General features: G+C 46.2%; 32 protein-coding genes. 7 read left to right on the top strand and 25 right to left on the bottom strand.

Features of this window, described 5'->3' with window-relative positions:
* Positions 1 to 855 precede the first annotated feature (855 nt).
* The 4 genes from AC6I1F_RS03320 to AC6I1F_RS03305 all read left to right on the top strand — a co-directional run bounded on the left by AC6I1F_RS03320 (position 856) and on the right by AC6I1F_RS03305 (position 4,600).
* The gene (locus tag AC6I1F_RS03320; RefSeq protein WP_497801605.1) at positions 856 to 2,565 is read left to right on the top strand and encodes an IS1634 family transposase; all 1,710 of its coding nucleotides are present in this window, start codon (positions 856 to 858) and stop codon (positions 2,563 to 2,565) included.
* Positions 2,566 to 2,969: 404 nt separating this feature from the next.
* Positions 2,970 to 3,209, top strand: coding sequence for a hypothetical protein (locus AC6I1F_RS03315; RefSeq protein WP_497801604.1), 240 nt, complete (start codon positions 2,970 to 2,972; stop codon positions 3,207 to 3,209).
* 18 nt (positions 3,210 to 3,227) lie between these two features.
* The gene (locus AC6I1F_RS03310; RefSeq protein ID WP_160336441.1) at positions 3,228 to 3,656 is read left to right on the top strand and encodes a helix-turn-helix domain-containing protein; all 429 of its coding nucleotides are present in this window, start codon (positions 3,228 to 3,230) and stop codon (positions 3,654 to 3,656) included.
* Complete coding sequence (locus AC6I1F_RS03305) at positions 3,638 to 4,600, top strand: IS3 family transposase (protein WP_353653788.1); 963 nt, start codon at positions 3,638 to 3,640, stop codon at positions 4,598 to 4,600. Before AC6I1F_RS03310 ends, AC6I1F_RS03305 begins: the two co-directional genes overlap by 19 nt.
* A 565-nt stretch (positions 4,601 to 5,165) precedes the next feature.
* Here AC6I1F_RS03305 and istB read toward each other — a convergent pair.
* Positions 5,166 to 5,951 (bottom strand): IS21-like element helper ATPase IstB, encoded by a 786-nt coding sequence (gene istB, locus AC6I1F_RS03300; protein WP_497801603.1) that lies wholly within the window; start codon positions 5,949 to 5,951, stop codon positions 5,166 to 5,168.
* Positions 5,923 to 7,494 (bottom strand): IS21 family transposase, encoded by a 1,572-nt coding sequence (gene istA, locus AC6I1F_RS03295; protein WP_251453080.1) that lies wholly within the window; start codon positions 7,492 to 7,494, stop codon positions 5,923 to 5,925. The genes istB and istA overlap by 29 nt, the downstream gene beginning before the upstream one ends.
* Before the next feature lie 265 nt (positions 7,495 to 7,759).
* Between istA and AC6I1F_RS03290 the strand changes: the two genes are divergently transcribed.
* From AC6I1F_RS03290 to AC6I1F_RS03280, 3 genes are all read left to right on the top strand, one after another.
* The gene (locus AC6I1F_RS03290; RefSeq protein ID WP_497801602.1) at positions 7,760 to 8,461 is read left to right on the top strand and encodes an IS1634 family transposase; all 702 of its coding nucleotides are present in this window, start codon (positions 7,760 to 7,762) and stop codon (positions 8,459 to 8,461) included.
* 12 nt (positions 8,462 to 8,473) lie between these two features.
* Positions 8,474 to 9,178, top strand: a complete 705-nt coding sequence (locus tag AC6I1F_RS03285; protein WP_497801601.1) for a transposase — start codon at positions 8,474 to 8,476, stop codon at positions 9,176 to 9,178.
* 772 nt (positions 9,179 to 9,950) lie between these two features.
* Positions 9,951 to 11,039, top strand: coding sequence for a Fic family protein (locus AC6I1F_RS03280; protein ID WP_251452640.1), 1,089 nt, complete (start codon positions 9,951 to 9,953; stop codon positions 11,037 to 11,039).
* Positions 11,040 to 11,059: 20 nt separating this feature from the next.
* Here the strand turns inward: AC6I1F_RS03280 and AC6I1F_RS03275 are convergent, their stop codons facing one another.
* From AC6I1F_RS03275 to AC6I1F_RS03165, 23 genes are all read right to left on the bottom strand, one after another.
* Positions 11,060 to 11,440, bottom strand: a complete 381-nt coding sequence (locus tag AC6I1F_RS03275; RefSeq protein WP_251452643.1) for a hypothetical protein — start codon at positions 11,438 to 11,440, stop codon at positions 11,060 to 11,062.
* On the bottom strand, positions 11,441 to 11,812 hold the full coding sequence (locus tag AC6I1F_RS03270; RefSeq protein WP_370267201.1) for a YcbK family protein: 372 nt from the start codon (positions 11,810 to 11,812) through the stop codon (positions 11,441 to 11,443).
* Positions 11,809 to 12,030, bottom strand: a complete 222-nt coding sequence (locus AC6I1F_RS03265; RefSeq protein ID WP_160336447.1) for a hypothetical protein — start codon at positions 12,028 to 12,030, stop codon at positions 11,809 to 11,811. Before AC6I1F_RS03265 ends, AC6I1F_RS03270 begins: the two co-directional genes overlap by 4 nt.
* Entirely contained in the window at positions 12,027 to 12,347 is a 321-nt protein-coding gene (locus AC6I1F_RS03260) for a phage holin family protein (protein WP_251450741.1), read from the bottom strand. The genes AC6I1F_RS03265 and AC6I1F_RS03260 overlap by 4 nt, the downstream gene beginning before the upstream one ends.
* Positions 12,348 to 12,381: 34 nt before the next feature.
* Positions 12,382 to 13,089, bottom strand: coding sequence for a hypothetical protein (locus AC6I1F_RS03255; protein ID WP_251450739.1), 708 nt, complete (start codon positions 13,087 to 13,089; stop codon positions 12,382 to 12,384).
* Positions 13,082 to 13,447 carry a hypothetical protein gene (locus AC6I1F_RS03250; protein ID WP_251450736.1) on the bottom strand — a complete coding sequence of 122 codons (366 nt, stop codon included), beginning with the start codon at positions 13,445 to 13,447 and terminating at the stop codon, positions 13,082 to 13,084. The genes AC6I1F_RS03255 and AC6I1F_RS03250 overlap by 8 nt, the downstream gene beginning before the upstream one ends.
* 8 nt (positions 13,448 to 13,455) lie before the next feature.
* The gene (locus AC6I1F_RS03245; protein WP_251450734.1) at positions 13,456 to 14,862 is read right to left on the bottom strand and encodes a hypothetical protein; all 1,407 of its coding nucleotides are present in this window, start codon (positions 14,860 to 14,862) and stop codon (positions 13,456 to 13,458) included.
* Positions 14,863 to 14,874: 12 nt separating this feature from the next.
* Positions 14,875 to 14,997, bottom strand: coding sequence for a hypothetical protein (locus AC6I1F_RS03240; protein WP_277612790.1), 123 nt, complete (start codon positions 14,995 to 14,997; stop codon positions 14,875 to 14,877).
* 141 nt (positions 14,998 to 15,138) lie between these two features.
* Positions 15,139 to 15,900: a phage tail protein gene (locus AC6I1F_RS03235; protein WP_202074648.1), complete on the bottom strand. Its 762-nt coding sequence runs from the start codon at positions 15,898 to 15,900 to the stop codon at positions 15,139 to 15,141.
* Positions 15,878 to 16,516, bottom strand: a complete 639-nt coding sequence (locus AC6I1F_RS03230) for a YmfQ family protein (protein WP_289184799.1) — start codon at positions 16,514 to 16,516, stop codon at positions 15,878 to 15,880. The genes AC6I1F_RS03235 and AC6I1F_RS03230 overlap by 23 nt, the downstream gene beginning before the upstream one ends.
* Entirely contained in the window at positions 16,507 to 17,547 is a 1,041-nt protein-coding gene (locus AC6I1F_RS03225) for a baseplate J/gp47 family protein (RefSeq protein WP_251450730.1), read from the bottom strand. The genes AC6I1F_RS03230 and AC6I1F_RS03225 overlap by 10 nt, the downstream gene beginning before the upstream one ends.
* Positions 17,544 to 17,957, bottom strand: coding sequence for a phage GP46 family protein (locus AC6I1F_RS03220; protein ID WP_160336442.1), 414 nt, complete (start codon positions 17,955 to 17,957; stop codon positions 17,544 to 17,546). The genes AC6I1F_RS03225 and AC6I1F_RS03220 overlap by 4 nt, the downstream gene beginning before the upstream one ends.
* 6 nt (positions 17,958 to 17,963) lie before the next feature.
* On the bottom strand, positions 17,964 to 18,164 hold the full coding sequence (locus tag AC6I1F_RS03215; protein WP_290432949.1) for a hypothetical protein: 201 nt from the start codon (positions 18,162 to 18,164) through the stop codon (positions 17,964 to 17,966).
* A gap of 24 nt (positions 18,165 to 18,188) precedes the next feature.
* Complete coding sequence (locus AC6I1F_RS03210) at positions 18,189 to 18,722, bottom strand: phage baseplate assembly protein V (protein ID WP_251450727.1); 534 nt, start codon at positions 18,720 to 18,722, stop codon at positions 18,189 to 18,191.
* Positions 18,723 to 18,780: 58 nt separating this feature from the next.
* On the bottom strand, positions 18,781 to 19,101 hold the full coding sequence (locus tag AC6I1F_RS03205; protein ID WP_160336395.1) for a hypothetical protein: 321 nt from the start codon (positions 19,099 to 19,101) through the stop codon (positions 18,781 to 18,783).
* Between the two features lie 17 nt (positions 19,102 to 19,118).
* A complete protein-coding gene (locus AC6I1F_RS03200; RefSeq protein WP_371873845.1) occupies positions 19,119 to 19,484 on the bottom strand; it encodes a phage baseplate assembly protein in 366 nt (121 codons plus the stop codon).
* 134 nt (positions 19,485 to 19,618) lie between these two features.
* Entirely contained in the window at positions 19,619 to 19,942 is a 324-nt protein-coding gene (locus AC6I1F_RS03195; RefSeq protein ID WP_160336396.1) for a hypothetical protein, read from the bottom strand.
* Positions 19,943 to 19,962: 20 nt separating this feature from the next.
* Positions 19,963 to 21,060 carry a phage baseplate assembly protein gene (locus AC6I1F_RS03190; protein ID WP_160336397.1) on the bottom strand — a complete coding sequence of 366 codons (1,098 nt, stop codon included), beginning with the start codon at positions 21,058 to 21,060 and terminating at the stop codon, positions 19,963 to 19,965.
* A 257-nt stretch (positions 21,061 to 21,317) separates the two neighbouring features.
* On the bottom strand, positions 21,318 to 22,541 hold the full coding sequence (locus tag AC6I1F_RS03185; RefSeq protein ID WP_251450725.1) for a DNA circularization protein: 1,224 nt from the start codon (positions 22,539 to 22,541) through the stop codon (positions 21,318 to 21,320).
* Positions 22,541 to 24,082, bottom strand: coding sequence for a phage tail tape measure protein (locus AC6I1F_RS03180; protein ID WP_289187183.1), 1,542 nt, complete (start codon positions 24,080 to 24,082; stop codon positions 22,541 to 22,543). The genes AC6I1F_RS03185 and AC6I1F_RS03180 overlap by 1 nt, the downstream gene beginning before the upstream one ends.
* 142 nt (positions 24,083 to 24,224) lie before the next feature.
* The gene (locus AC6I1F_RS03175) at positions 24,225 to 24,488 is read right to left on the bottom strand and encodes a phage tail assembly protein (protein ID WP_160336386.1); all 264 of its coding nucleotides are present in this window, start codon (positions 24,486 to 24,488) and stop codon (positions 24,225 to 24,227) included.
* The gene (locus AC6I1F_RS03170; protein ID WP_251450720.1) at positions 24,488 to 24,844 is read right to left on the bottom strand and encodes a phage tail tube protein; all 357 of its coding nucleotides are present in this window, start codon (positions 24,842 to 24,844) and stop codon (positions 24,488 to 24,490) included. Before AC6I1F_RS03170 ends, AC6I1F_RS03175 begins: the two co-directional genes overlap by 1 nt.
* Positions 24,845 to 24,855: 11 nt before the next feature.
* Positions 24,856 to 25,458: a phage tail sheath C-terminal domain-containing protein gene (locus AC6I1F_RS03165; protein WP_497801600.1), complete on the bottom strand. Its 603-nt coding sequence runs from the start codon at positions 25,456 to 25,458 to the stop codon at positions 24,856 to 24,858.
* Between the last annotated feature and the right edge of the window lie 29 nt (positions 25,459 to 25,487).

Genomic DNA, 25,487 nt, shown 5'->3' with positions numbered 1-25,487 from the left:
TTATCCTTTTATATTTTCTTAGTGCCGACGTTGTTCATTGGCTCTCTTTAACTGAGGTTTTTGAAATACATCCTTTTATTAGTTATTTCTGTCTTGCTTCTCTCTTCGCAGGCATCCTTGGAACATGCTTCCTGTTTTATCAATATGTGCGGAATCGGTCTGATCCGGAAGAAAATCCGGATCCTCGGGATAACATAGTCTCCAGAAGCTTTCTTTCCTGGAGTCAATTTATTGAGTCGCAAAAGAAATAGCTGCAGAGCCTTTTCGTTCCTGATGCTCATCTCAAATACACAATGTCAGCCTCCCGGAAAGCTGTCATTACAGCTAGCGAAAGCAGGATCTTTGATCTTCAGGATATTAACGGCTTTTCGACTCAGCCTACCGGTTAGCCATCGTTGGATATTATCCGAAGCGCGTACAAATCGCGTACATTTTAAATAAGAATTTTGAGTTTTATAGAACTGAGAGCTGTAGAACATAGAGAAGAAAAAATCCATGAAGCGCTTGTCTATCAGGAATTTTTACTTTCTTTTTCTTCTATTATCGCTCTTTAGCCCTGGAACTCCTCCCACTGTGAAATCTTCTCCTTTCCGGGCTTCTATCTGTAATTGTTTTGTTATTTCTTTTGCTGCCCTCGGCATTGGTAAAGCTCCATCTGCTATACGTCAATCTATACGTCAATAAAAATCCCATTGGAAGCCGTTAAGCGCTGTGAAGATACAGCAGGGAAAAACTGAAAAATTGCAGAACTAGAGAACTAAAAATTTAAAAATCACAAAAAAACCTTTTATTTCAGTGGAATAAGAGGATTTTTGTGCCATGCCAGATTATTTAAATGGATAATCTATTTCAATTATGAATACGCCAAAACTTCCTCCGCTCATTATTAAAAAGAGCCCTTCGGCTTATTACGTTTACACCTATAAAAATAAGTGGGATTCCGAGAAAAAGAGAAGTTATCGAGTTAGCTTCAAGAAGGTCGGTACTGTTACCTCCGGCCTGAAGGAAGGCCGAATCCGCTGGGACGAACACTTTTTAGCTGAGTGCCCTGAATTAAGGGATTTTATTTGCCAACGCAAGGGCAAAGACTATATCTTCACTGCGGTGAGTGAAGGCGGTTTTACTCTTTCTCAAGCAATGGATGTCAAACAACTGCATGCGGGAGCCACGTGGGCGCTGGATCAGCTCGTTGCGCAATCTCCTATCGGAGAAGCTCTTAAAAGGGCCTTCCCACAGCGCCGAGACTATCTAAAAGTTTTGTCGATTGCCTACTTCATAAACCTCAATCAGGACAACAATATTTCTAAATATCCGACCTTTGCCGAGGCAACTCGTCTTCCATGGGGCGGGTCATTGCATCCTTCCTCAATAGGCAGGGTTTTTAGGAAAATCAAAAAACAACAAATAGAAAATTACTTTTCTGCCATCCAGGAGGGATTAATAGAGCAGAAGAAAAAAAATGGGGACGACGACAGGCTGACATTGGCTTTAGATTCGACCTCCATTTCGAGCTACGCAAATAAGCTGCCAAATGTAGAAAGAGGCAGGAATAAAGACGAGGACAACCTTCCTCAAATTAATCTGCTGATGTTGGTCGAGTCCAAAAGCGGACTGCCTATCTTCTATCGAGCCTACGACGGAAACGTTCCGGACGTACAAACCGTCAGGCGGGTCATTGCTGACAACTCCAGACTAGGCATCCAAAACGTTGTTCTTGTGTCTGACCGAGGTTACAGCGGTACAAAAAACATCAATGACTGCCTGAGAAATAAAGTTGGCTTTCTGTTCAACATGAAGTGCGGGATATCAGGCAGCCTTACCCAAGAGCTCATTGATGAAGAAAGAGTTAACCTCCAGGACTTAAATCGAATGGATTGGTTTACTCAGGTCTTTCAGGTGACAAAGAAGATCAGCTGGATTTATGAACCTAATCCTGTAACGGGTCAGAGATCCACAAAAAAGACGCAGGAAACTGCGGAGCTTTACTGGCATATCTATTTCGATCGACAAATTGCTGAGAATGCCAGACAAGGGATGTTTGAGAGAATCATTCGTATACGCGAAAAGATGGCCGCCGGTAAGTCTCTCGATGAAAACGAACAAACATTACTAGAAGAGGTGTTTGTAAAACATGAGAAAGACGGCACGGTCAGCTACAGCGTCGACAATAAAAAAGTGGATCAAAAGCTCCGCTACAAAGGCTACCGGGTACTGGTAAGCGACGAAATATCCGATGCTGGAAAAGCTTGGTGCGCTTACCAGGAACGCTGGATAGTCGAAGATACATTTAAAACGCTTAAATCCCGCTTGGGCTGCTCAAGAAATCGAGTCTCGGACAACGAATCATTGACTGGTAAAACGTTTGTACAGTTCCTGGCAATCTCTATTGCGATGATTGTCAGAACCAGGCTGAGAAAATACAGTGAGGAGTGCAAAAAGAATAATAGTCTGCCGATGGTGTATGACAGTGACTGCAGAGTTCTGGACACTTTGAACAATGTAATGCAGACCAGATTCTGCGGAGGTTACTATTTCGGTGAAATCGCAGGGAAAAGGCGGATGTAATTTGAAGCCCTCGGAGTTCCGGTTCCTGATGCAGAGCCCGAAAAGGCCCAAGTCTACGAAGACGACGAAGAAGAGACAGACTTCTAAAGAAGATGCCTTCGGATTAAGAGCTGAGCCTCTGCTAGAGGCTCTAGATTCTGCAATATTTCAGGACGAAGAAGAGACAGACTTCTAAAGAAGATGCCTTCAGATTAAAAGCTGAGCCTCTGCTAGAGGCTCTAGATTCTGCAATATTTCAGGAAAAACCGCAAAAGCCCCGTATTTATCCTGAATTCCCAAAAACTAGATCATAAATATTACTAGTAGTTACACACAGTGCCCAAATTGCCCGTAAACCGGGCATTGGGCATTATTTTAACTGATTTAATAGATTATAATTATATAATCTACCTGGAGGGATTCATATGCTTGCGAAGACCATTGAGCATGTCATCAAGGTAAATATCAAGGGCAAGGACTATCTGTACCAATTTCAAAATGCTTGGGATCCGGTCAAACAGCGTTCTTATAGCAAACACCGAATCACCCTTGGGCGCCTGATTGACGGCAAGGTGGAATTGGGAAGGAAATTTCTTCGAAACAATCTGATTTCTCTCAACGATTCGAACGGTATTCTCAATGTGTCTTGTCCTGAAAAAAGTTGACTACTTAGGGAGTCAACAATGAAAGTTGAAGAACAGATATCTACACTAATGAAACAAGCAGAGGCAAGAAGGCTTGTTTCGGATTTGTACAATCAGGGGATGCCAATAAAAGAAATTGCAAAGCATGTGCCAGTTTGTTTGGCAACAGTTTATAGGTGGATAGATTTGCCAAAAAGAACGCCGGTTGTTGGGAAAGACCTTGATAGGAAGGGCCTTGATGGAAAACTCCTTAATGCAAGAGCCTGCCCTTCTTCAGATGAGGCTAAACCCGAGAATTTAGATTTGAATAAAGTAAGCGAAATCGCCTTATTGAAAGCTCAAATCAAAGAGCTCAAGGCGCAACTGCGAGCACAAAGCCTAAAAGCACAGGCCTATGAAACAATGGTCCAGCTAGCAGAAGAGCGCTTTGGCATACCTATAAGAAAAAAATCTGGCGCCAAACAATAGAAGTCCTGCAACAGCAGAGCTGTCCGTACGGAAGTGTAACGGCCCTGTGTAAGTTGTTTGGCGTCAGCAAGCAGGCGTACTACAAGGTTCAGAAAAGAGGCTCTTCAGAGGCAGAATCGAGGTATCTAACCGAGGAGATAATCATCGAGTACTGCAAAGAAGTACGCAGTGTTGACCCGAATATAGGCGGAAAAAAGCTGTGGGCGATGTACTCTCAAAACTTTCCCGGAAGATTGCATGTCGGACGAGACCGGTTCGCAGACATTCTTGCAGACAATCATTTAAAGCTGCGACAGAAGAAAAGAAAACCGAGGACAACCGATTCACAGCATAATCTGCCAACTTATCCAAACTTAATTAAGGACCTAATACCATATCGGGCGAACCAGATATGGGTTAGCGATATTACTTACGTACCAATTAAAGTAACGGATTGGGAATCGGAGTTTACATATTTAGCGCTAATCACAGATGCATACAGCCACGAGATTGTAGGCTGGAAACTAGGCTCTGACCTGAGCAATAGAACAGCAATCAGCGCACTAAAAATGGCACTCAGTCTATGCCAAGCAAGAGGGATAGATGTTAAAAAAGAAGGCTTGATCCACCACTCAGATCGGGGGGTTCAGTATGCAAGTAAAGAATATGTTGAATTGCTTCGAGCATCGGGCATATGTATAAGCATGACTGAAAACGGAGATCCAAAAGAAAACGCAATAGCTGAGCGAATCAATTCGACAATCAAAAATGAAATGTTGGGGAGTCGTAGGTTTGAAACCCACGAGCAATTAGAGCAAGCATTGTTTGAAGTGGTCTCTTTCTACAACGAGTGCCGACCGCATTTAAGCAATAACTTACTAACTCCGGCAAAGGCAGCAGCTTTAAGAGGGGAGTTAAAGAAGCATTGGAGATCACGTAGGGAGGAGTATCTAAGAGCTAGATAGTGAAGTAAAATTTGTTTATTCCTGCTTTCGGTTGCCAGTAGGCAACACCTCCTGGCAACCGAAAGCAGGAATAAGATCAACAAGAGGTAAACTAATTTCAGGGATTACTCTTTAAACAGTAAACTTTAACTAGGTTTAACAACATCAAGTAGTCAACCGATTTCAGGAAATGACATGGTTCGAACGACGATTCTCAGCGTTCGAACGGAGCTAATTTTCAGTGTCGGCTGATGCGTCAACGTTGATAGGTAAATCAAATTCTCACAGGTTCGAACGCTCAGTTTTAACCGTTGGGCCGACCTGTAGTTTACAAGATTTTGTGATAGCTATTTTTATAGTTGTTTGCAGTGATTTTGCGAGCACGTACGGTGTCAAGCCAACGTGGGATAAGTTGTAACGGAGCGCCAGCGAGGTTACAGCATTATGCCGCGAAAGTGGCTTGACGCCGTTCTTCTTTAATACGCTGTACAAAGGCCGTTAAGCACACTGCTTAACGGCCTTAAAAACAGGCGGCGACAAGCGTTAAAACGCGTTTGGCCCTGCAATTAACTTCTTCTATTGACCTTTAGGATTTCTGCACGCCTCCATATTGTTCCATTTGCCTGACTGAGGCACCGTACATTTCGATTCTGTGGGAGACACTGACGAGTCTGTCCAGGATTGCGTCGGAGTAAGTCGGGTCGTTGATATATTCAGCCCATTTACTGACCGGCAGTACGCTTGTGACGATAGTACTTGCGTACATGTATCTTTCGTTTATTATTTCCAGCAGATCCTCTCTGGATCTGGCGTCTAACTGTCCGATGCCCCAGTCATCGAGGACTAGCAGATCAACATTTTTATACTCCTTGAGTTTTTTGAAGTATGTTTCGACGATCTGATGTGACGCAGACATTTGGTTAAGCAGCAGGGGTATTCTGACTACCCTTGCTGTTTTCCCTTTCATGCAGGCCTGATTAGTTAAGGCGCACGCAAAGAAGGTTTTACCGCATCCGGCAGCTCCGGTAATAATGATGTTTTGGTGCCTTTCCATCCACTGCATCGTGAGGAGCGCCTCTGCCTGATTTCTATCTAATCCTCTTTCAATGCTGAAGTCGATTGTGTCAGGACGAGCGTTTGGCAAGCAGATTTTTGCTTCTTTAAGACGACGGTTTAGTGCATTCGAGTCTCGCTTTTCAACCTCATATTCCAGCCCTTCGATGACGCAGTCAAGCAAAGGCATTTGACAGGCGTCAGGGTCAGTAAGAATCGCACTGAAGCGCTCATAAGCGGCACGCATTTTCAGCCTCTTGCACAACTCGCTGAGACGCAGAATTTTTTTATCATGAGTAGTTATTTCTGATGTTTTCATGTTCAACAGTCCTATAGTCCTGGTCTTTGTCGGAATTATCTAAGCCCATAAGCAGCTCTTTCTTTCGCATATTCACAAAGTTCTCGATAAAGCTGTAGCTCAGGAACTTTTGTTCGAGCGCAACGCCGAGGGCTTCATTGGCAAGCCGGTTCGATCCTATTTTTGCAAGCCGCCTTAGGCAGGAGCAGAATCTGCGGGCGTTCATTTGATCGGATTCCCACTTGATCTCCAAGACGTTTACAACCGTACTTTCGTTGTAGCCGCAGTCGATCAGCTCTTGTGCCCATTCATCCTTACTGAGCCGTTGGTGCTTTTCCTTTGCCGTCAGATGCTCAGGCAGAATGTGCGTCTTCTGGCCTGAAGCTTCAAGCAATCTCTTGTGCTTGCCAATGCAGACGGCGGTCTCAATGTCGTAAATGAAGACATTTTCGGCTGTCTTCAGCACAGAGACTTTTTTACCTACGTGGCTGGCAGGAACGCTGTAACGATGACCACAGTCCTCAGTGAGCCTGATACAGTGCCCTTTGTCAACCTTTAAGTACTTCCAGCTGCCGACTTCAAAGGCAAGGATGGGAAGACTTGCCAGCGCTTTTTTCTCGTGCGCCGCAAATTCAATTTCGCGACTGCTTTGGCGATTCTTTGTGAACGGACGCTCGTTGAACTGACGTACCTTCTCAAGAATCTGCTCGTTCAGATCAGACAGATCAAACGCTCTTATCGGACCCTGCATCGACAGAGGCGCTATCACATGCCGATAGAAGTGTAAAACGCTGTTTTCTACGCGGTTCTTGCCCTTTGGACTTCGCGGCCGACAAGCAAAGGTGTTGATCCGGTAGTATTCGCACAGATTGGTCAGGATTGGAGAGTAATCGATTCTGCTTTGCTTATGCGACATGACAAGGCTCCTGGCGTTGTCGACTATAAGCGTCTTTGGAATGCCGCCGAAGAACTCCAAGGCTTTGACAATCCCTTGCATCCAGGAGTGCTGTTTTTCATCGTCAAAAGCGCAGGCAAACATCTTCTGACTAAATGTCATTGTGGCAACAAACAGTTTGGATTTGCGGCTTTTCCCATGCTTGTCGACCCAATTGATAAGCTCGCCGGCAAAATCGATTTCCATCGAGCCGCCGGGTACTCGCTCCAAGTTGGTATAAACCTCCTTCGGAGCTTTAGCTTTCATTGCCTTATCTATTTGACGGCAGAACGTCGGATACGAGCAGGCGCTGCTAGGGTCAGATGCCTTGTATGCTTCGTAAAGAAGCTGTCTGGTTGCATACTTGACGTTTGCAAGCTGAGTTATGACGTGATCTGTATCGATTTCTCGGTACTTTGCGTCAATGTGAGAACACAGCAGCTCTTCCAATACGGCTGAATCAGTCTTTTCGATCTCCGTGTACGTCAAGCCGGATGCTTTGATCTGGTTTGCGTATTTTGAGACAGTTGACTTCGATACGCTGACGGAAGCTGCAATTTTCGAATACGGTTGATTCAAGTTCAGCAGAGCTGCAATTTTCTTGATCTTTTCCATTGAAGATTGTTCCATAAATTGTCCCTAAAAAATTTAAGGACCTCAGACTACAATCCAACGGAAAAAACTGAAACATGCTAAGCGTTCGAACCAGTGAGAACACCGTACTCAACTGGCAGAACAATTAGCTAGCTACTATTATGAGAGGGGGCGTTCGAACACTTGAGAACACCGTTCGAATGGTTGAGAGAATTCAAACAATCCTCAATACAAGGATGTTGAACTAACTTTTACCGATAACAAACTCTGTCCGGTTGGTATTGCAGAGGTCAGTCTTCCGGTGGCACAAATTGTTTTGAACCGGTCGGAAGCACTCAATGCCGGAGCCAGCTATGTATTAGAGCAAATTGCCAAACAATCGGGAATAACTAAAGCCTTAAAGGTCGTCTTTCCTGAGCATTGGAAAGAGTTACTATCCTTAGCGATATTCTTAGTTATCCATCCTGACGCCACTGTCTCCAACTACGATGTAATAGCGCAAAACTCTCTCTATCCGACTGCCGCTATACCCTCTCAAAGAATCTCCGAAATATTTGAATCCATCGATTATCAACCCTCTGTCGAGCAATATCTGAAGCTGCGTCTTGCCTCTAATAAAGCATTGGACAAGAACAGTTACTGGGCATTTGATACCACTTCAGTGTCTTCTTTCTCACAAACAATTCATAAGGTTACCTATGGGCATAACAAAGAAGACCCTGACATGGCCATGCTAAAGCTGGCGCTGCTGATCGATGAGAAGACAGCCGAGCCGCTTTACTACAAGGTGCTGGACGGTTCTATTGCTGATGTTGTTTTATTGAAGAACCTGTTTATCCAGCTGGCTAAACTTGATGCGGAAGATGTCAACCTGGTGTTGGATAGAGGGTTCTGCTCTGAACATAATCTGCAAATTATGTTCCGCAATCACGTAGGCTTTGTCTGTGGACTTCGTTCAGAGCTAAAAATTGTTGAGCAAACTTTTAAGGAGGTGGCCGGATGACTCAGACTATGCTTGCCGGCAGCATTTAAAAATAGTGTTAACTGCTTTTGTGCAACGCGCGAAATTCAATGGTATTCCAACACAAGAAAATATGGCGCCGAACAGGACAAGTTGTTTATCCATGTCTATTACAGCAAAGAAAGAGAAGCTGACTATGTCATGAATATGACTCAATTAGTCGAAAGTTTTAAGTTGCGTCTGAAAAATGGGAAAGTGCCTAACTCTCCGTATTTCAGGCAATTCTTCAAACGCGGAAAAGATGACGACGGCAAGGTCAAATATGATTTTAATGTTCCGGCTTGGGCTCAGTTCTGCCAGAGTTGTGGTTTCTTCTTTCTTGGTTCTGACAGAATTTCCTTACCGGATGAAGCTCTAAACATTTACCGTCAAAAGGACACCGTCGAAAAAGCGTTTAATAACTACAAAGATAGATGCGGCGGCAGAAGATTGAGGTGTTTGGAGAGAGCTTTAGATGGAAAGGTCTTTGTCACGTATTTAGCTCTGAGTTTAAGACTGATGCTGCATAAGCGGATGCAGGACGCCAACATTGACCCTGAGAAAGCTCCACGCCTGATAAGTGAGCTTAATGCATTAACTGTCTATAAGTTCGCTCCTGAGGGCCAAGTCACATATCTCTGGCACGAGATCCCAAAGCGTTACAAGGAACTTATGCAGAAGTTGAAAATAAAAATCCCCGCCCCGATTTTTGTAATCTAGGAGCGGGAATTCAGGATTAGTCCGGGCAAAAAAAATATCCGAGTGTCTTGTAGACTCTCGGATGGTAACTTGGTGGCCCCAACATGAATTGAATACCATTGAAGCTCAAGGAATATAAATTAATTATTCTAAATTCCCCCAAATTTCCCCCTAGTCACTCGTTCTCTTCACAGTCTCTGCTGCACACCATTCAATGATTCAGCCATCTCGGACCGCACGTTCCGCACATTCAGCCTGTCATGGTTCAGTCAACTCACTTGTGGTTTTCTGCGCAGAATTTAATTGCTTGTTCAGCTCGGACGAGCAATTCTTTGTCTTCTGTTGTCAATCTGAGAGACTCACTGATATTAAATTGTAAATTAACTTGCAAAATCCCAGATATAAATCGACAATACTCGCGTTCCCGCTCTGGCAAATTTGCGTAACGGGCCTAAGCCCCAACTCTGTTAAGAGTGGGCCTCTACGGAAACGAGATTGCAATCGTCCGTAGTGACAATGAGCCTCCTTGGAGAAATCCTTGGAGGCTTTGCTTTATTTATCTTTGCTTTATTTATTTGTGATTTTGTACACAGAATTTAATAGTGCTGTTAACTCCGTTGAGGGCTTGTTGGATGATCTTCTATGCAGATTTAAGCGTAGATATGTCGATAAAACTACATTTCTTCATCATAAAAACTTGATATGTCGATGACGCGTACATATAATTATTTTGTGTTCACGATTTTTAATTTTGTCGACACATGCGAAATTTATAAACTTTAGCAGCCTCAATATGCAATGGGATCCAGATATACCGTTTAATGATTTGCCAGCACTTCCGCCACGCATTGATGAAATAGAAACTAAAGAACTTTTGAAGTTGTGCACCAGAGCTAGAGTTTCTCTCGAAGGACTGAGACAAGCGGTAGAACTCATCCCAAATCAAGCATTGCTAATTTATACAATTCCAATTCTTGAAGCTAAGGCCAGTAGCGAAATAGAGAATATAGTCACGACTACGGATGCACTGTTTAAATACCTAGAAAAGCCTCAAGGAGCCGACCCTGCTACCAAAGAGGCGTTAATGTACAGAACTGCACTATTTAACGGACTGGACTCCTTAAAAACCTGCCCCTTGTCTTTGAGGACAGCTAGAACTGTGTGCTCAGTGCTTCGGGGAACTGACGTTGATGTGCGAAAAATACCCGGGACCTACATAGGAAACTCTTCTGTGGGTTCAGTGATCTATACCCCGCCGTCCGGAGAAAACGTTATTCGGCAAAAGATGGCAGAGTGGGAGCAATTTATCAACACCCCTACAGAACTTGACCCGTTAATTGTTATGGCGCTGTCGCATTACCAATTTGAAGCCATTCATCCTTTCAGTGACGGCAACGGTCGAACGGGTAGAGTTCTCAATATTCTGTTTTTAGTCCAAGAAGGATTATTAGACCTCCCTATCCTCTACTTAAGCAGATACATTATTAAGAACAAGGCGGACTATTACCTAAAACTAAGAAACGTTACGGCAGAAGGGTCCTGGCATCCATGGATTGATTTTATGCTGAACGCAGTTATAGACACCTCGAATTGGACTAAAAATAAAGTGCTACAGATTCGAAAATTAGAGCAAGAGACTATCGAACTTTTAAAAAACGCACCTGAAACAAAGAAGATTTATTCGAGAGAACTTGTAGACTTGATCTTTTCTCTGCCTTATATCCGAATACAAAATTTAGTAGAAAACGGCATAGCAAAACGACAGGCCGCTTCGAAATATTTAAAGTGTCTTGCAGAGCGGGGTGTTTTAATCGAGGCAGTGACAACCAAAGAAAAACTGTTCATTAACCACAAGTTGCTAGACCTTTTGACCTCAGAATAAAATTTAAGACTGTTTAATCTTCATTTATGGTTCTCTGCGCAGAATTTAATAGCTCCGTTAGCTCTGTCGAGTAATTCTCGACCTCTGATTGCCAATCGGAGACATCGATTGCGCTCCTGATCGGCGTTTGTTTTGGACATTCTCTCAATATCTGCGAGTTGCTGGCGCATCCGGTCAAGCTCGTTGCGAGAAGCAGACTCAGCAACCCTAAGCTCAGCCATAGCAACCGCATCAGAGGTTTGCTTGGTTTTGAATTCCTCAATCGTAGTGCTGAGCACTGAAATTTGAGAGCGAGCATTCTTTAATTCCTCCGAATCTCGTCCGTTTTGAACGCCGATCCAGTACGTAAAAATAAGAGCGGCCGCAGCCGCCCCGATTTTTAGAACGTTTATTAAATTCATTTATCCATTCCACCTCCGCTCAGGTCCAAGATCGACGTGAACGAACGTGGGATAAAACCCAACGCCGCCTCCGCATCGTCTGTTAGCGATAATTTTTAGGCGCCCGAGGGCCTCCTGCCACCGTTTTTGATCTCGGTATCGTGTCGGACGAATGTCTGCTGCCTGGCCCTTAACATGATAGGAATTTTTAGCGCCTCCTACCTTTGCATTATGCTCAGGCGACCTATAGCCTGAGTTGATAAAAATTGGCTCTCCAAAATCGGCCCTGATCTCCTCTAACAAATGATAAAGGCCCGGATCAACGACCTCGGGCCACGGACTTGGTTTGCCATCTTTTGACGCAAACTCCTCGGGTTTAAAGTGCTCGCTCATTTTTTAAATTCCAACTCATGTTTTCTATACAGTTCGTGAATCAATTCCGTGTTGTGCTGGATGGCCTTCTCGTTTGACCAGATACCGCGCTTAATATCGTCAAAGATGACAGACCTCTCGCAGTAGTAATAACCAAGCAGAAAGCCAAAGCACACCGCAATCGCTATAGCCGCTGATCTGCATAGGCGGATTGCCCATTCATTTAAAAAGACGCTCATGATTTAGCTCCTAATCTGTTATCCAGAAATCGTTTGATGTAGTGCGCAATAATTCGGACGCCGAGATATGCAGCCATAAATGAAATCCCGACGGCGGCAAGCTCGTTGACGCCATAGCCTTCAAGAATCCAGAAGACACCGATAGCGGTAACGCCTCCTGATAGTGCTTCCCACAGTGCTTCAAGGACAGAGAACTCAATTAGCTTTTCTTTTCGTTTTTCTCTCCAGTCGTCAACGTATCGGAGAAGCCCTGCGATCAGACCGAGACCTCCCACGCAGGCGATGAGAGTATTGAGTAAGTCAGTATGTTTAATCACGTAAAACTCCAATTAAAGAGTTATTTGAAGACGGCTACACAATGTCACCTATATCGGGCGGATACATCCACATAACCAGTCCTGACGTCACCGCCACACTGATCTGGCGAACGTCCTTGTAGTAAATAGTCAAAGTCTCTGGAATATTCACGCTCACATCTGCCTGCTCTCCATTCGAGTCGCTTATCATCAGGCCTCCAATTTCCTCGCCATCTGGCGTGCCGAAAAAATAGTAATAGCAGTAAATAGCACTGTCCCTCATTACCTGATAGGTATTGGTTGTGGTTTCCAGAAGCATCCGCATGCTCCCTATACGGTCTGCCGCAAGGGGCCTCCGAGAAAGCATCGTTGCAAATTCACCGTCAAAAAAACAAAAATTAAACCTAATCGTTCGTATTGGAGTATTCCTCTTGGCAGGATTTACCAAAGACAGAGGCTCATAGAATGAACGAGCCGAGCCATAAAAATCGCCCCATGTTCCATGAAACATTTCATAAGGGTCTGCGTCATAGCGATCTTTGTTTTTTAGCGCCGCTATTGTTTCTCCGTCCGCATCCAGAAGCTCCAAATTGAAGCACCCTCCGCATGGACCGGGAGACCCCGAACCATTTTCATGCCCGGGTGTATTCTTTGGGTCTCCACAGTAATCCCGGTCGTTGTATAGATAAGGAATACGAAGCGAAAAACATGCTTGCGGGGCCGCTGATAACGAGTTCATCAGCAATGTGGGACGGTTAAACATTTCCGCCTCCATTAAGCTGAGCCTCTAACTCGTTAATCCGAGCTCTCCAAGATTCTCTCTGGGTGATAACTTCCGAGTATTCCTCGATATTTGCCGCACCTTCCGCAATCTTGATAACCACATAATCAGTCTCTCGAAGTTGAGCCTTAAGCAAAAAGATTTCTCTTTCTGTCTGCACTTGAGCCGGAGGTTCCGGATCAGGCTCCTCCGTATATGCAACTCCGAGTTTTTCCCAAAACTCAGCCTTGTTTTCTTCAGGCTCCTCGCCAAAAGCCTTCCTATCTTCTTTCCAAATCGCCTGACGAACCGCATAGCCTGAACGGTATTCTTTCCCGTTAAAAGTATATTTTCGAAGCATATTTCCTCCTAGGCTGTAAGACTTAGGTAATTGATATAACCCTTTGCGTTGCACTTAAAGAAAACCAGAACTCCGCCTGTTTCCAACGTAGGAGCCTCTCCTCCGACAAAAGACCATCCGGCACCTACTACTATCTGCGGACTCACACTTGTAAGCCGAGCTACCTTGATCCAAGATGCATCATCAGACGAAATATCCGTCGTGCCAATAGCTCCGATCCCTCCAAAATCAAAAATGTCCGGGCTGTCCTTTCCCACTGTGTAAACTTTTTCCGCAGACGCTTCTTGCGTCGGCGTATCCTGGTAACCCGCAAGTGAGCCTCTGTTTCCGGTCCTAGGGACTAAATTAGAAACATCCGCCGCTTCGCCCGGATCACCTTTATCGCCTTTTTCACCTTTGAGCTCAGCTTTCTGTTCTTCGGTCAAGTCACCAAATGTCAGAGGATCGCCCTTATCTCCTTTCGGTCCTTTTAAAGCCTGCAATTGTTCAGCCGTAAAATCCGAATAGACAAAAGGATCACCTTTATCCCCTTTTGGAATCTTAAAGTTAAAGTGCGGCGACTCATCCGCCCCGCTTCTTTCCACTTCCGGACGAGCTCCACTATCGAGCATACTCACTTCTATGGAAATCTCCGGGGCGGGTCCCATAGGACCGACATCACCAAAAACAGCCAGGCACGGACCAAGGACAATTTCCGTTCCCTTCAGCTCGGTAAGCTCAAACACTTCGCCGCTGCTGTTGATAATATGATCTCCAACTTTGGCATTAGAATTCGGCGTTAAAGCGGCTGTAAGGTTAGTTCCCTCATGCGCGTCAGTAAGCCACCTCATCGAATAACCGGCTGAATTTACAAGTTCTTCGACCTGATTCTTCGAGAGCTGGATTGCATCAAGGATCTCTTGAGCCTGAAGCTTAACAAGATTGACCTGTTCCCCGCCCTTTGCATCCAGAGCCGCTATAAGAGTCTGAAGTTTCTCTTCCAGCTCCGCTGTCTTTTGCTCAATCTCCTCCCGGGAAGCGGCCGTGGCTGCATTAACTGCCGCAACCTGAGTTTCTCCTGCCTCTCTAACCTGAGCAACTTTTGAATCCGCCTCAGCCTGAGCCGCCTCTGCAAACTCTTTAGCTTTATTAGCCCAGTCCTGAGCATCTCCCGCGAATCCTTCAGCTTTGAACGCCCGCTGTCTGAAATCTTCGAAAATATCGGCCAGCTGATGCAGATTATTTTCATCTGGCTCAATCCCCGCGCCTTCGATTACATTCATGAATTCTTCTGTAATCATATGGTGCCAATAGGAACCCAGTGTAGTAGGCAGCCTGTTTAGAGAACGATCCCCGTCCTGAGGATAGCCATAGGACGGATTTTTCGGAGGCAGAGGTGGAGTATCCGATGCGTTTGCGTAATAAAGTCTTTTCATGATGCACCTCCCTTAACCCATCGTAAATCGGTAAGCGAATACAACCAGTAACCAAAGAACAACCGCAGCCATCCCGACAAAAATCCATCGAACAATCTCTGCAGCCAAGCAAAGTTTTGAGTTTTCCTGTGACATTTTCCAGACCAATTTGCAAATATGTTTTGTTAAAATGATTCTCATAGAGTTACCCTTATTAACTCCATACAAAAACCGCCTTGAGCTCGCTACTCTTGGCGGTTTGCTTTTAGATATTAAAAAAGCCCCTTTCGGAGCCTGTTAAATGTGAATATATACGGGAACCCTGCTGGCAGGCGGCTGAATATGATTTGTTCTGCCATATACAGGAGAACATCGGGACGCATCGAAGTCAACTCGCCAATGATCATCATCACTACCGGATCGAGACCCTTGGTTGTGACGCGTCCAAGTACGCCAAAAAGCCCCGGCCACCATACCCGTATCATTGTCAAAAGCATTGAAGTCACCAATAGTTCCCCAGATGGGAGGCGCCCCGGAATCAATATATTGGCCTACTCCCCAGTTAGATCCCCAAAGTACTCTATCGAGCAAATAAGGGATGTTAAAAGTGGTTGAGCCATTACCGCCGCCCCACGTCGTGCCGATCGCTCTAAACAGACTGGCATAAGTTGAACGACTTACGGCTCTCCCGTCGCATAGAAGCCAATTAGGGTTATTGATGAAGCAGCCTGTATAAATAATGAACCCCGGCGGGAAGGTTTCAAATTTATCCACTCTGTCGCTAACTCCTTTTAGCGCTTCATCGATTTTCTTCTCCAACCTTGTCAGTCTGGCCTCGATGCTCTGATTAAGCTGATCCAGTGTATTTTTATCCGGTGTTAAGCCGCCTCCCACAATCGCGTTTCTAATCTCCTCCGTTACCGCGTTATACCAAGGCGCCTTCGGAACAGTCGCAAGCTGTCCGCCTGTACTCGACCCGTCCGTCGGGTATCCCAAAGGGGCATCTTCCGCAAATCTTGGCTCAACCTGAACCACTCTAGCTCCGTATGCTCTGTCCATTTTCCTGTTCCTTATAATCCCAATAGCCAAAATAAAGTGTGGTATGCGCAGGCGCATATCGTCTTATCAAGCACTCAATCACCGAGTCTCCCCACCAAGCGAGCGCCTCTTTTGTTTCTCCGGTTACCTCATGCCACTGCAGCGTACTGTTTGAACCTCCGATGACATTGACGCGCCAAGTGTGAGGCCAAATGCCGTCGGCCAGCACATCGTTCACTCGGCTCATGACGCTATAGCCTTTAAATTCATCTATCACAATGAGATAACCAAACATGGCCGCCAAATCGATAAAAAACTGCGGGGTCTGAGAGCCCACGGTCGTCATCTTCCAAATCAAAAGACGGCGTAACGTGTTGATATCTGTTGCGCCCCAGAGCTTTAAGCATTCATCCGGAAGGCCCCATTCTTCCAACCACTCGGGAAAGGTTTCTATCGCAAAGCGAGGGTCCGCCTCAGTAATCAGCGCATTCGCTCTTGAATCAATGCGTGCGAGCTCAATAGCCCAGACCTCAAACATCATGGCATACAAACTGGCCGAATCCCCTCTTGGCCATACCGGTCCCGGAGGAAGAAGCTCTTTGAGCATGCCTACATACTCGTTTGCCGTTACTGCCATGAAATCTCTCCCAGAGTCGGAAGCTCGTTATTTGTCTCCGGAACCGGATCAGCTGTTGGAAAGACGACTGAATGATCCTCCTCTCCCAAAGCTGCGCTAATCGCCGCTCGAATGTGAGATAAGTAAATCCTTTGTCCCGGCACGCCTTCTCGAGCGAATAAGTCTTTGAGCTCTTGTCTTACCGCCTCCCGAACTTCGGCGTCATCAGGCAGAAGCCCCGCGATCGTAATATTTACCGGTCGAACTTTAGGAGCACTGACATACAGATGAGCCGTGACCGGACGAAGCTTATCGATATGCTCAAACACCTTATCAAGCATCGCCTTATCCGGAATAATCTCATCCATACCGTCACAGACGAATCTAACCGTGACAGTGCCTTCTCCTTCCTCCTTCGGAAACGCCCAAGCTCTGGTTACTCCGGGTACCTCTAAGGCCCACTGGACATAATCCGATTCCGTCCCTCCGTGCGGAGTTTCTCTAACTCTGGAAAGAAGCCTTGCCCTCAGACTCTCGTCCGCTTCAGCCTCACTTCCTCCGCCAAGCTTAATAATTGTGACCTCGCTGTAGACACCGCTAATAGGCGAAACTAAGGTCAAAACATCGTCCTCCAGCTGATTGCCGGATATACCTTCATTTAACGCTTCTACAGATGTGCTTCCATTGGAGGCTGTCGGCCCTGTGGTCTTGTACTGGATGCCGTCATCGGACTGAAGTATGGTACCTTCAGGTATATTGACAAGGTCCGCGGAAAAACGAAAGATAACCTCGCCGGAAGCTTTTGTCGCCTTCTTTCTGGTCAATCCATAAATAGAAGCCCAGCGATCCAAATAATCACTCTCAGCCGTATCAAAAAACTGCTGTCGGTTCAAGTACTCGATATAGCCATAGAGTGAGTGGGCCGCACCAGCCAGTACTCGATCAAAGACTTTGGCATTAGAGCGCCTCATCTGCGGAACCGATAACCGGCTTTGGGTGTCTCCGTCAAGCCTTTCAATGATCTCTTTTAGTGTTGGTCTCTCAAAACTCATAACTTACTCCATACGTCAACAAAGCGAGCGGTAAGTGTTTTCTGGTTAGGACGAACAATTTCAATGAGCAGGTTAAGACGATCGATCCCGTCAAGCTCAGCCTTTGCGATCACTTCACTTGCAATATTGTCTTCAATCATCCACTGAAGCGCCTCCTGAGCGTATTCTTCTGCCAGGGCCAACGTTTCAGTGGTAAGGCTTGAGCGCATCAGCAGCCAAAGCCGTGAACCGAACTTATCTCCCTCTTCAGAAAAAGAATCCGCCCACCAACCCATCTTGGATTCAGTCGGTCTTTCGTCATCGTCCTCTGCTCTCGCCCAAGAAAAAAGGCTGTTCACCACAGCCCTCGCTAAATCATCCTTGGCAAAATCCGTTAGAGTTGCCTCGGCTCCGTTTAAATAAAATTGCATTGCCCCTCACTTAAAGGCATCTCTTATCGCCTTTACCGCTTTTGCTATTGTCCACACCGCCAGCCCATAACCAATTAAGTAAAGAGGCAGTGCGGCATACCAACTTAATGAGTCCGCCATCTTCAACATTCTCGCTAAATCTTGTAAAATATCCATATTGCTATAGTTTTCACGTTGTGAAAGAGCCCGCCTGAGTTCGTTGCTCAAACGGGCTTAATTTTTTGTTCTGCATTACATCTTTTGGTCCGGAGTTGCTCCGCCGTTATGCGTATGACCGTTGTAAGTTCCTCTCATACCGGCCATAGAGTAAGCGCCTCCTTTATCTTTGATGTCGCCTTTTGCAACGATATTGCCTCCGACTTCAAGATTTCCCGTGCATTTTGTCAAAGGAGCATCTACTGTCACCGAGGCCGAAGTGTTTACCAAGACCGGACTGGAAACGCCCTCTACCCTTATCCCGTCGCGAGAGAGATAGATTTTTCTTCCAAGATCATCAAAAACACAAACCTCTCCATCTTTCAGATCAGTCGGGCGATAGCGGCGATCCGTAACAACGACGGCAAGAGTTTGATCACGATCCCCGCCTAAAGCTAATCCAATAGCTTCAGCTCCGACATGAGGCTCAGAAGTAAAACCGTATGGTTCAAAATGCTCTACCGACTCTCTGATATCTCCACCCAGAAGCTGAATCTGCAGTGTTCGAAGTTTTCGAGCTCCGTTCTTGGCTGAGAGCGTCGCTCTGTTTATTAAAGCTTTTAAATTCATTTTCGTTAGGCAAAAATAAACCCGCCGAATTGGGCGGGTGAGTCTATAAAAGATGCAATTAGAATCTGCGCGGTTTACCAGCCAAGATTTCAGCAAGGGCTCCTGCATCGTCTAATCTAAAATCTTGGGACTTACGTATGGTTATCTCTGCTTGCAGTTTTTCGCGGAAAATCTTTTCTTCCATCTTTCGTTTTTGCTCCGGGCTGACGTAGACCATACCCTTCATATCTTCTTCAGTGGCATACAAGGCCGGATCCTTCCATCCTGGAATATGTACACAATTAGTTTCGTAGCCTTCAGGAGTGCGATCGCATTTAGTACCCGCAAAAGAAGGCAGTACGAAACAAAGAGGAACTAAAGCAAAAAGAATCTTTTTCATATCTACCACCTCGACTTTTAAGTCTTTCCACTGTCTTTCTTTATATCACTATTCTCCTCAATTCTAATCTTTTTTGCGTCAGGTTCAGAAAATAAATTAAAGCGAGATTTTGTACTTAATGTCATTACTGACGTTGTTCCACTACTACTCAGAGAGTATGTGATTTGTGTTGTGATCCACGAAGCGTTCTCAAATGGTCCCAGCATCGGATCTTTAAACCCAATAACTGAGTTAACCCTCCACAACTCTCCATTGCTCTGTCTCCAGCCCTGAACCTTGTAAGTTAGAGTATCCGACTCTCCCGCATTCACTTCTTTGATAATCTCCGCCTTTTTCTGAAGAATCTCCGTCGAAGCGTTCCAGGCTCTTGCTTTACAAACCACCTTGCACGCTTAACCCACCCATCTTAAGCTGTTCCTTTAAGATGATTAGCTGATACCGGAAGCTCGCTTGTCGGATTAGCGGTTTGGCAAAAACAAAACCCGCCGAATTAGGCGGGCGACGTGCATTTTTCAACTCAGCGGACTTTCCTAGGAACGCCAGAAAGAATATCTTTGATAGCCTGTTCTCTTGTTGCAACTCGATCCTGATACATTCGAGCGGTGATCTCATTCTCCAGAGCTTCTTTGAAAATCTTTTCATCCATCTTTCGTTTTTGCTCGGGACTAACGTGCACCATACCTTTCATATCTTCTTCGGTGATATGAAGCGCTGGATCTTTGTAATCCGGGTCGAAGACCCAGTCTTGCTGTCCTTTTTCATTAATGAAATAACGAACATCAGCTGATGCACTGCTCGCGACTGTCAGTAAGAAAAACACGAACAACAACCGAATCGACATATCAACCTCCGAAAGATAAATTAAATTTTACCAGAGCCAATCTTTATTTCGGACAAGTTCGATGTTTCTCCAATAGTCTTACTGTCCTTCTCTTCCAGCAGTCGAAATGCTTGAGGTGAAATGCACGTGAGTTCGACGGTTGATCCTGCAGACGACAAACTGTATCCAATTTTGCTAATCAATAACGGTATATTTTTTATTTCCAGTAAAGAATCGAAAATACTAACCTTGGTATTAACCTTCCACAGCTCGCCGTTGTTCTGCCGCCAACCCTGAACTTTGTAGGTTAATGTATCGGACTCCCCTGCGTTCATATCTTTGATAATCTCCGCCTTTTTCTGAAGAATCTCCGTCGAAGCGTTCCCAGGCTCTTGCTTTACAAACCACCTTGCACGCCGAACCTCTGGATCTCGGGCCGTCGCTTTGAGATGATTAGCCGACACCGGAAGCTCACTGGTCGGGTTGGCGGCCTGTCCTAAGGTAACGTAATCACTAAACCTCTTCGACGCATCCTGAGTACGTTTACCTTCAAGAATATTCTTCCCTAGTTCCAGAGTGTCGTGTGCATTACCTCCGGATCCGGCTTGAGCAATAACCAAGTTACCCGCCTCATCATCCGTAAGCAGAATTCCGTTCTTCTGAAGATATCGGGTCACGGCAGCACCTACAGTTTCCGTCGGGGAAAACTCTAAATTTCTCCTATCCACCGATTTCACTTGATCCACAACGCCAATTCCAAACGGAGCGCACACCGCCTTTAAGTTCTGCTCATGCGTCTGATTCTTGTAGGAGTTCGCCATCCCGTGCGGCATGCAGCAGTCCTGTAAGTCGACCGTCTTACTCGCGCCCGAGATAGTAATGCTGATTCCGGAGGCAGAATAACTTACCTCCCGCTTAGTAACGTAACCGGTCAGAACAAGATCGTCCCCAATAAATACCTTCACCTCATCCTGAGGCTGAATACCTATAGTCAGGTCTTCTTTACTTCTGGTTGACCTAACGGAGAAGACTCTGGCCAAGCTTTGAAGCGTGCAGGTAATACTCACATCCAACCAGTTCTCGTATTTTCTGCCGTTGACAAAAAGAGTTACGGTGTTATCTGAGATTTTCTTTGGCATGTCGCTCCTTCTCCCAAACCGCTATTTTGTGCTCCCAATACATTTGAGATTCGATCTCCTCCAGCACATCATTTCCTTTCCATGTAAGATTCGGACCTTCTATTAACTTTTCCCTGCAAATAAGATCCAAGTGGTATTTAAATTCTTCTTCTGAATAGCCTCGCCCGGGGTAATACGTTGACCACTCATACCCTTGTGCGCATACATTCAGAATATCGTACAGAATATTCCGATCTCTCCTCACTTAGCTTTCCTCATTACTCATTCAACAATTTCAGCGGCACCGACGGCACAAAACCTGAGTGCCGGATCTTATTTCTCCCGACAATCTCCGGCTCTCTGGTTGAGTCTCCGTAATAGTCATAAGCTAAAACCAGCGCCGGAGTCACCGCCGAAGGCGTAAACGTTACGAGCCTTGCCTGATTCTCTGCTCTTTGCGTAATTGCCTCATACACTGCGGAATGAGCCTGATTTAACGCTTCATAGACCGCATCGTTTCGGGTTCTAAACATCTCGGAATCAATCGCCTCAAGAATGTTGTCCCGAACCAAAATCAAATCGTCGTACGGAGCTGTTTGAACCGCCACAGATGTATCTGCTCTATCGTTTTCGGAGCCTACTTCAGAAGCGGCGAGCACCGCGTTTGAAATAGCGGACTGCCTTACAAGCGTTTGGATTGCCGCGTTGGCCGCCTCAATTCTCTCGCTTGTTGTCCTGGAAGCAGCTACTGCAGACTCCGCGCTGCTCAAAGATGACTCCTTCGTAAGCAGGCTGAATCTATTGGCGACATCGCTCCAGGCATGAACAGTAGAGGCAAAGCCCTGAAGTCCAAGAACATCCATAAGCCTTTGCCCCAATGAGCCCGGAGAGCCGCTAACTAATGTAATCGCATCGTTAGCTAAATCAGCCAAGTCATCAGCCAAATCGAACGCTTGATAGATTCGATTCAAACTTTCTGCTGAAAGAAGCTTTGTAAAATCCTCTCCCACCGTCTTCTTAACAAAGTCCTGAGCTCCGGCAATATCAAATTCTTTGATAAATTCGTCAAAGGCGGAATTGCTTAACGCGGATGCGGCCTTTAAACAGCGCGAACCCGCGTCAACAATCGAATTCGGAAACTCTAACTTGCCGCTTTCAACAAAGTTAAGTGTGACGGTGGAGAGGCGGTTGGATTCAAACTTCGGGGAGGTAAGATCAACGGCCACCACCTCCATGGTACCAAGCCACGGATGAATAAGCCTGCCCGACCCTTGTTTTTCACAAGCCGCAATCAGACGCTTCATCCGGGTAATATAGTCGGCTCCTATCACATACGCAGTCAGCGTAATAGTCCTTTTAGAGCGTCCCAAATCTTCGGTAAACGGCGTATCTCTTTGCGGATACTCAAAAGTCTGAGTCCGCCTGCCCACCTTAAAATCTGAACTTGTAACCTCAAAGGGCACCCCTCTAAAGGAGGCGCGTCTTAATTCCGGCGCGTTCATCAGTCAGCTCCCACAAAAGCATAATTTCCGGTCTCTGCTCTCATATTTCCTCCATTGGAGTCTGTTTTTTCTACCTGAGCGTTCAATCCCTGCGGAACCTCGACTCTGACAGTCAGCTGGTTATCAATCTCAGTCCTAGGCCCCATCAAACCTTGAGTCATAGAAGAGACTTGAGAGGAGTCCAGCATCGGAGCCTGCGCCTGAGGATTCTCCTGAGCAGAAAATCCGAGCATTTTCTTTGCCGAGCCTTTGATTCCTTCCCATGAAAAAGTGTTTTTAATACTGTCCCATGTCGCGCAAAGACCGTCCCAAAGTGCGCGGATGTTCTTACAAGCATTGTCCCAGGCGATAGAAAACCCTTCAGGCAAACCGCTTAAAACCTTTGATAAGTCCGGGAAGGTTTTCTCAAACCAAGCCGTGATTTCATCCCAGTTCTTCCATAAAGCCACACCGGCAGCGACTGCACCGGCAAGAATCACGCCCCATGGACCGAACGCGGAGACGAACGAAGCCCCCACGCCGTAAAGCGATTGACCGAGGCTAATCATATTCCCGGCAAGCATTAGACCGATGGCAGCGCCAAATCCCTTGATAATCGTGTCCCATCCGCCGATCGAGTCCACAAACTTCATGAATCCGTCGATACAGTTGAAAATACCGTTTACCACTGCCTCAAAGTTAATTTGAGCGATGGCCGAAGAGATCTTTTCAAAGATCTTTTCCAGCCTCTGAGCAATTAAATCTTTATTGGCAACTATCCAATCCTGAAGCCTCTTGACAATGCTCTCGATGATCGGAGCAAGCGAAGCGCCGATGGTGGCCGATACACCGTCTAAAACCTGAGAAAACTTACTCAGTGTGTCCGTAAGATGGGCAGAATCAGCCACCATCTTATCGGACATGACAATGCCAAGCTTCTCTGCCTCGCCGCCCATGTCATCGAGCCCTGCCGCTCCGCTCTCCAATACCGGTATCAGCTGTTTAGCCAAATCATCGCCGACAGCGGCCGTTAGAATTCTGAGCCTTACCGCAGGAGATTCATTGTTCTTAACCGCCTGAGCAAGATTGCGCATGACATCGGCCGCATCGCGAATGTTTCCCTTAGAATCCTTGAGAGAGACACCCAAGCGCTTAAAAATAGCTGCGAGCTCCTTATTTTCTCCTCTGGCTGCTTTCCCCATGTTGTAAGTCAGCTTAACCAGAGCTTGATCCATCTGCTCAGCTGACATACCTCCGAGTCCGGCAGCATAGCGAAGTTTCTGTAAAGAAGCGGCGCTCACGCCGGCTCTTTTACTGGCCTTATCGATAGAATCGCCCAGAGAGGTGAACTTATCCATTGCCGACTTTAGACTGAAGCCGCCAACTCCGCCTAAGACTGTCAGGGGCAAAGCGAACTTACCGGCCAAAGCGGCCGAGGATTTGCCTAAGGCGGAAAAGGAGCGCCCGAGCTTTCCGAAATTAGAGTCTATCTTCTTGAGCGCGGGGCTTATCTTATCCGTCGCGGAAAGGATGGCCTTGAGGCTGTACTCTTTTCCCGCCATTTTTTATCTTCCTCCATAATGCGAAGAGCCTCCTTCGCAAGCTCAATCACTCTTGAAAAAGGCTCTCTTGAGAGCTCCGTGGGTCGTTCTCCCCAGAAGCGGGCCGTGTTGTAAAAAACTTTCACGGCCGTTTTCTTCCGCGCTAGTCCGTACTTGTAAAAAAATCAGACACCTTACCGATTAGGGCCATGGCGTCCCTAATCCCCAGTGCGCCGACAGCTTCCTCCGGAAGACCTGAACAGACCACAAGGTATTTGCGAAGCAATTTAAGCTTTCCATCCGGCTCGGTTTGATCACCGGGCAGGCCAAGATCGCAAATTTCATTAAAGGTCGGTTCACGCAGATCCACTTTTTCTATCCTGTTGCCTGAAACAGTGATAGGCGTCTTCAGTACGTACGAAGCCATTACGACCACCTCCCGTTAGTTCCCACAAATTTCATTGCGACAGTTCCCGCGTCACTGTCATAGTTCATCTCTCCTTCAATGAAGGCCTCTGAGAGCGTATAGCTCTTGCCGTTAGCCAATTCAGCCACCACCGTTGCCGTGTCCATAGTGGACAGTTCTTCAATCGGGAAGTCTTCATCCATTAGGAACGTTCCGTCAATGTACGGCGCGATCGGCGTCTCCTTGTAATTAACGGAGCCGTTGGTCGACACAATGCTCTCTTTTGTGGTTTTCGAAAGCGGAATGGTCAGCCCTCCGGAGATATCCATCGTTCTGCCGTTGACAGTAATGTGGCAGATTCCTGCAATTCTTGACATTAAATCACCTCTTATTCGTTAAACTGAAGACGGAACTGAGCCAATACAGCAAAGACTCTTAACTGGTTAACCAGGTCAGGCGGCAGCAATACGTCGATTCTGTTGGGGTCATCTGCGTTTCTCTCCACGACAAGATACTTAGCAAACAAATCAGCGTTTTCTACAATCGCCTTGTCCTCGAGCTTGGTATACATAGCGATAAGTTCGCCGCGGATAATGGATGGTGTAACCACTGCCTGACCGGCTCCGAACCGCGTACCGTCACTTGCGAGCTTATGACGCGGGTATTTACTTGTAATACAGCTTCTCAAAGCTCGAATGATGTAGGCAAGCGTGTGCAGAGTCTCGGAATCCAGATACGAGTTATCCTCATCACCAAAACGATTCTTTTGATACGTCGTGACGGCTCTTTCCACTCTCATGTAGCCGGATTCCGTGTACTCGGTGGCGATACCGTTTGTGAGAAGTACTTGGCGCTCACTCATGGTAAAGCGCTTGCCGTGAGGCGCTGAAGTGATGCCGATCAGCTCTAACGTTTGAGTGGGACGAGCCGGATCAATAGACAATTTAGCCGCGTTCTGCGCCCCGTAGGCCGCTAAGACCTCAATTGCCATAGAAGGAACATCCGGCTCAATACCAATAA

Source organism: Parasutterella sp. St.1A3, from assembly GCF_059728705.1.
This window is presented reverse-complemented; position numbering and strand designations above follow the sequence as displayed.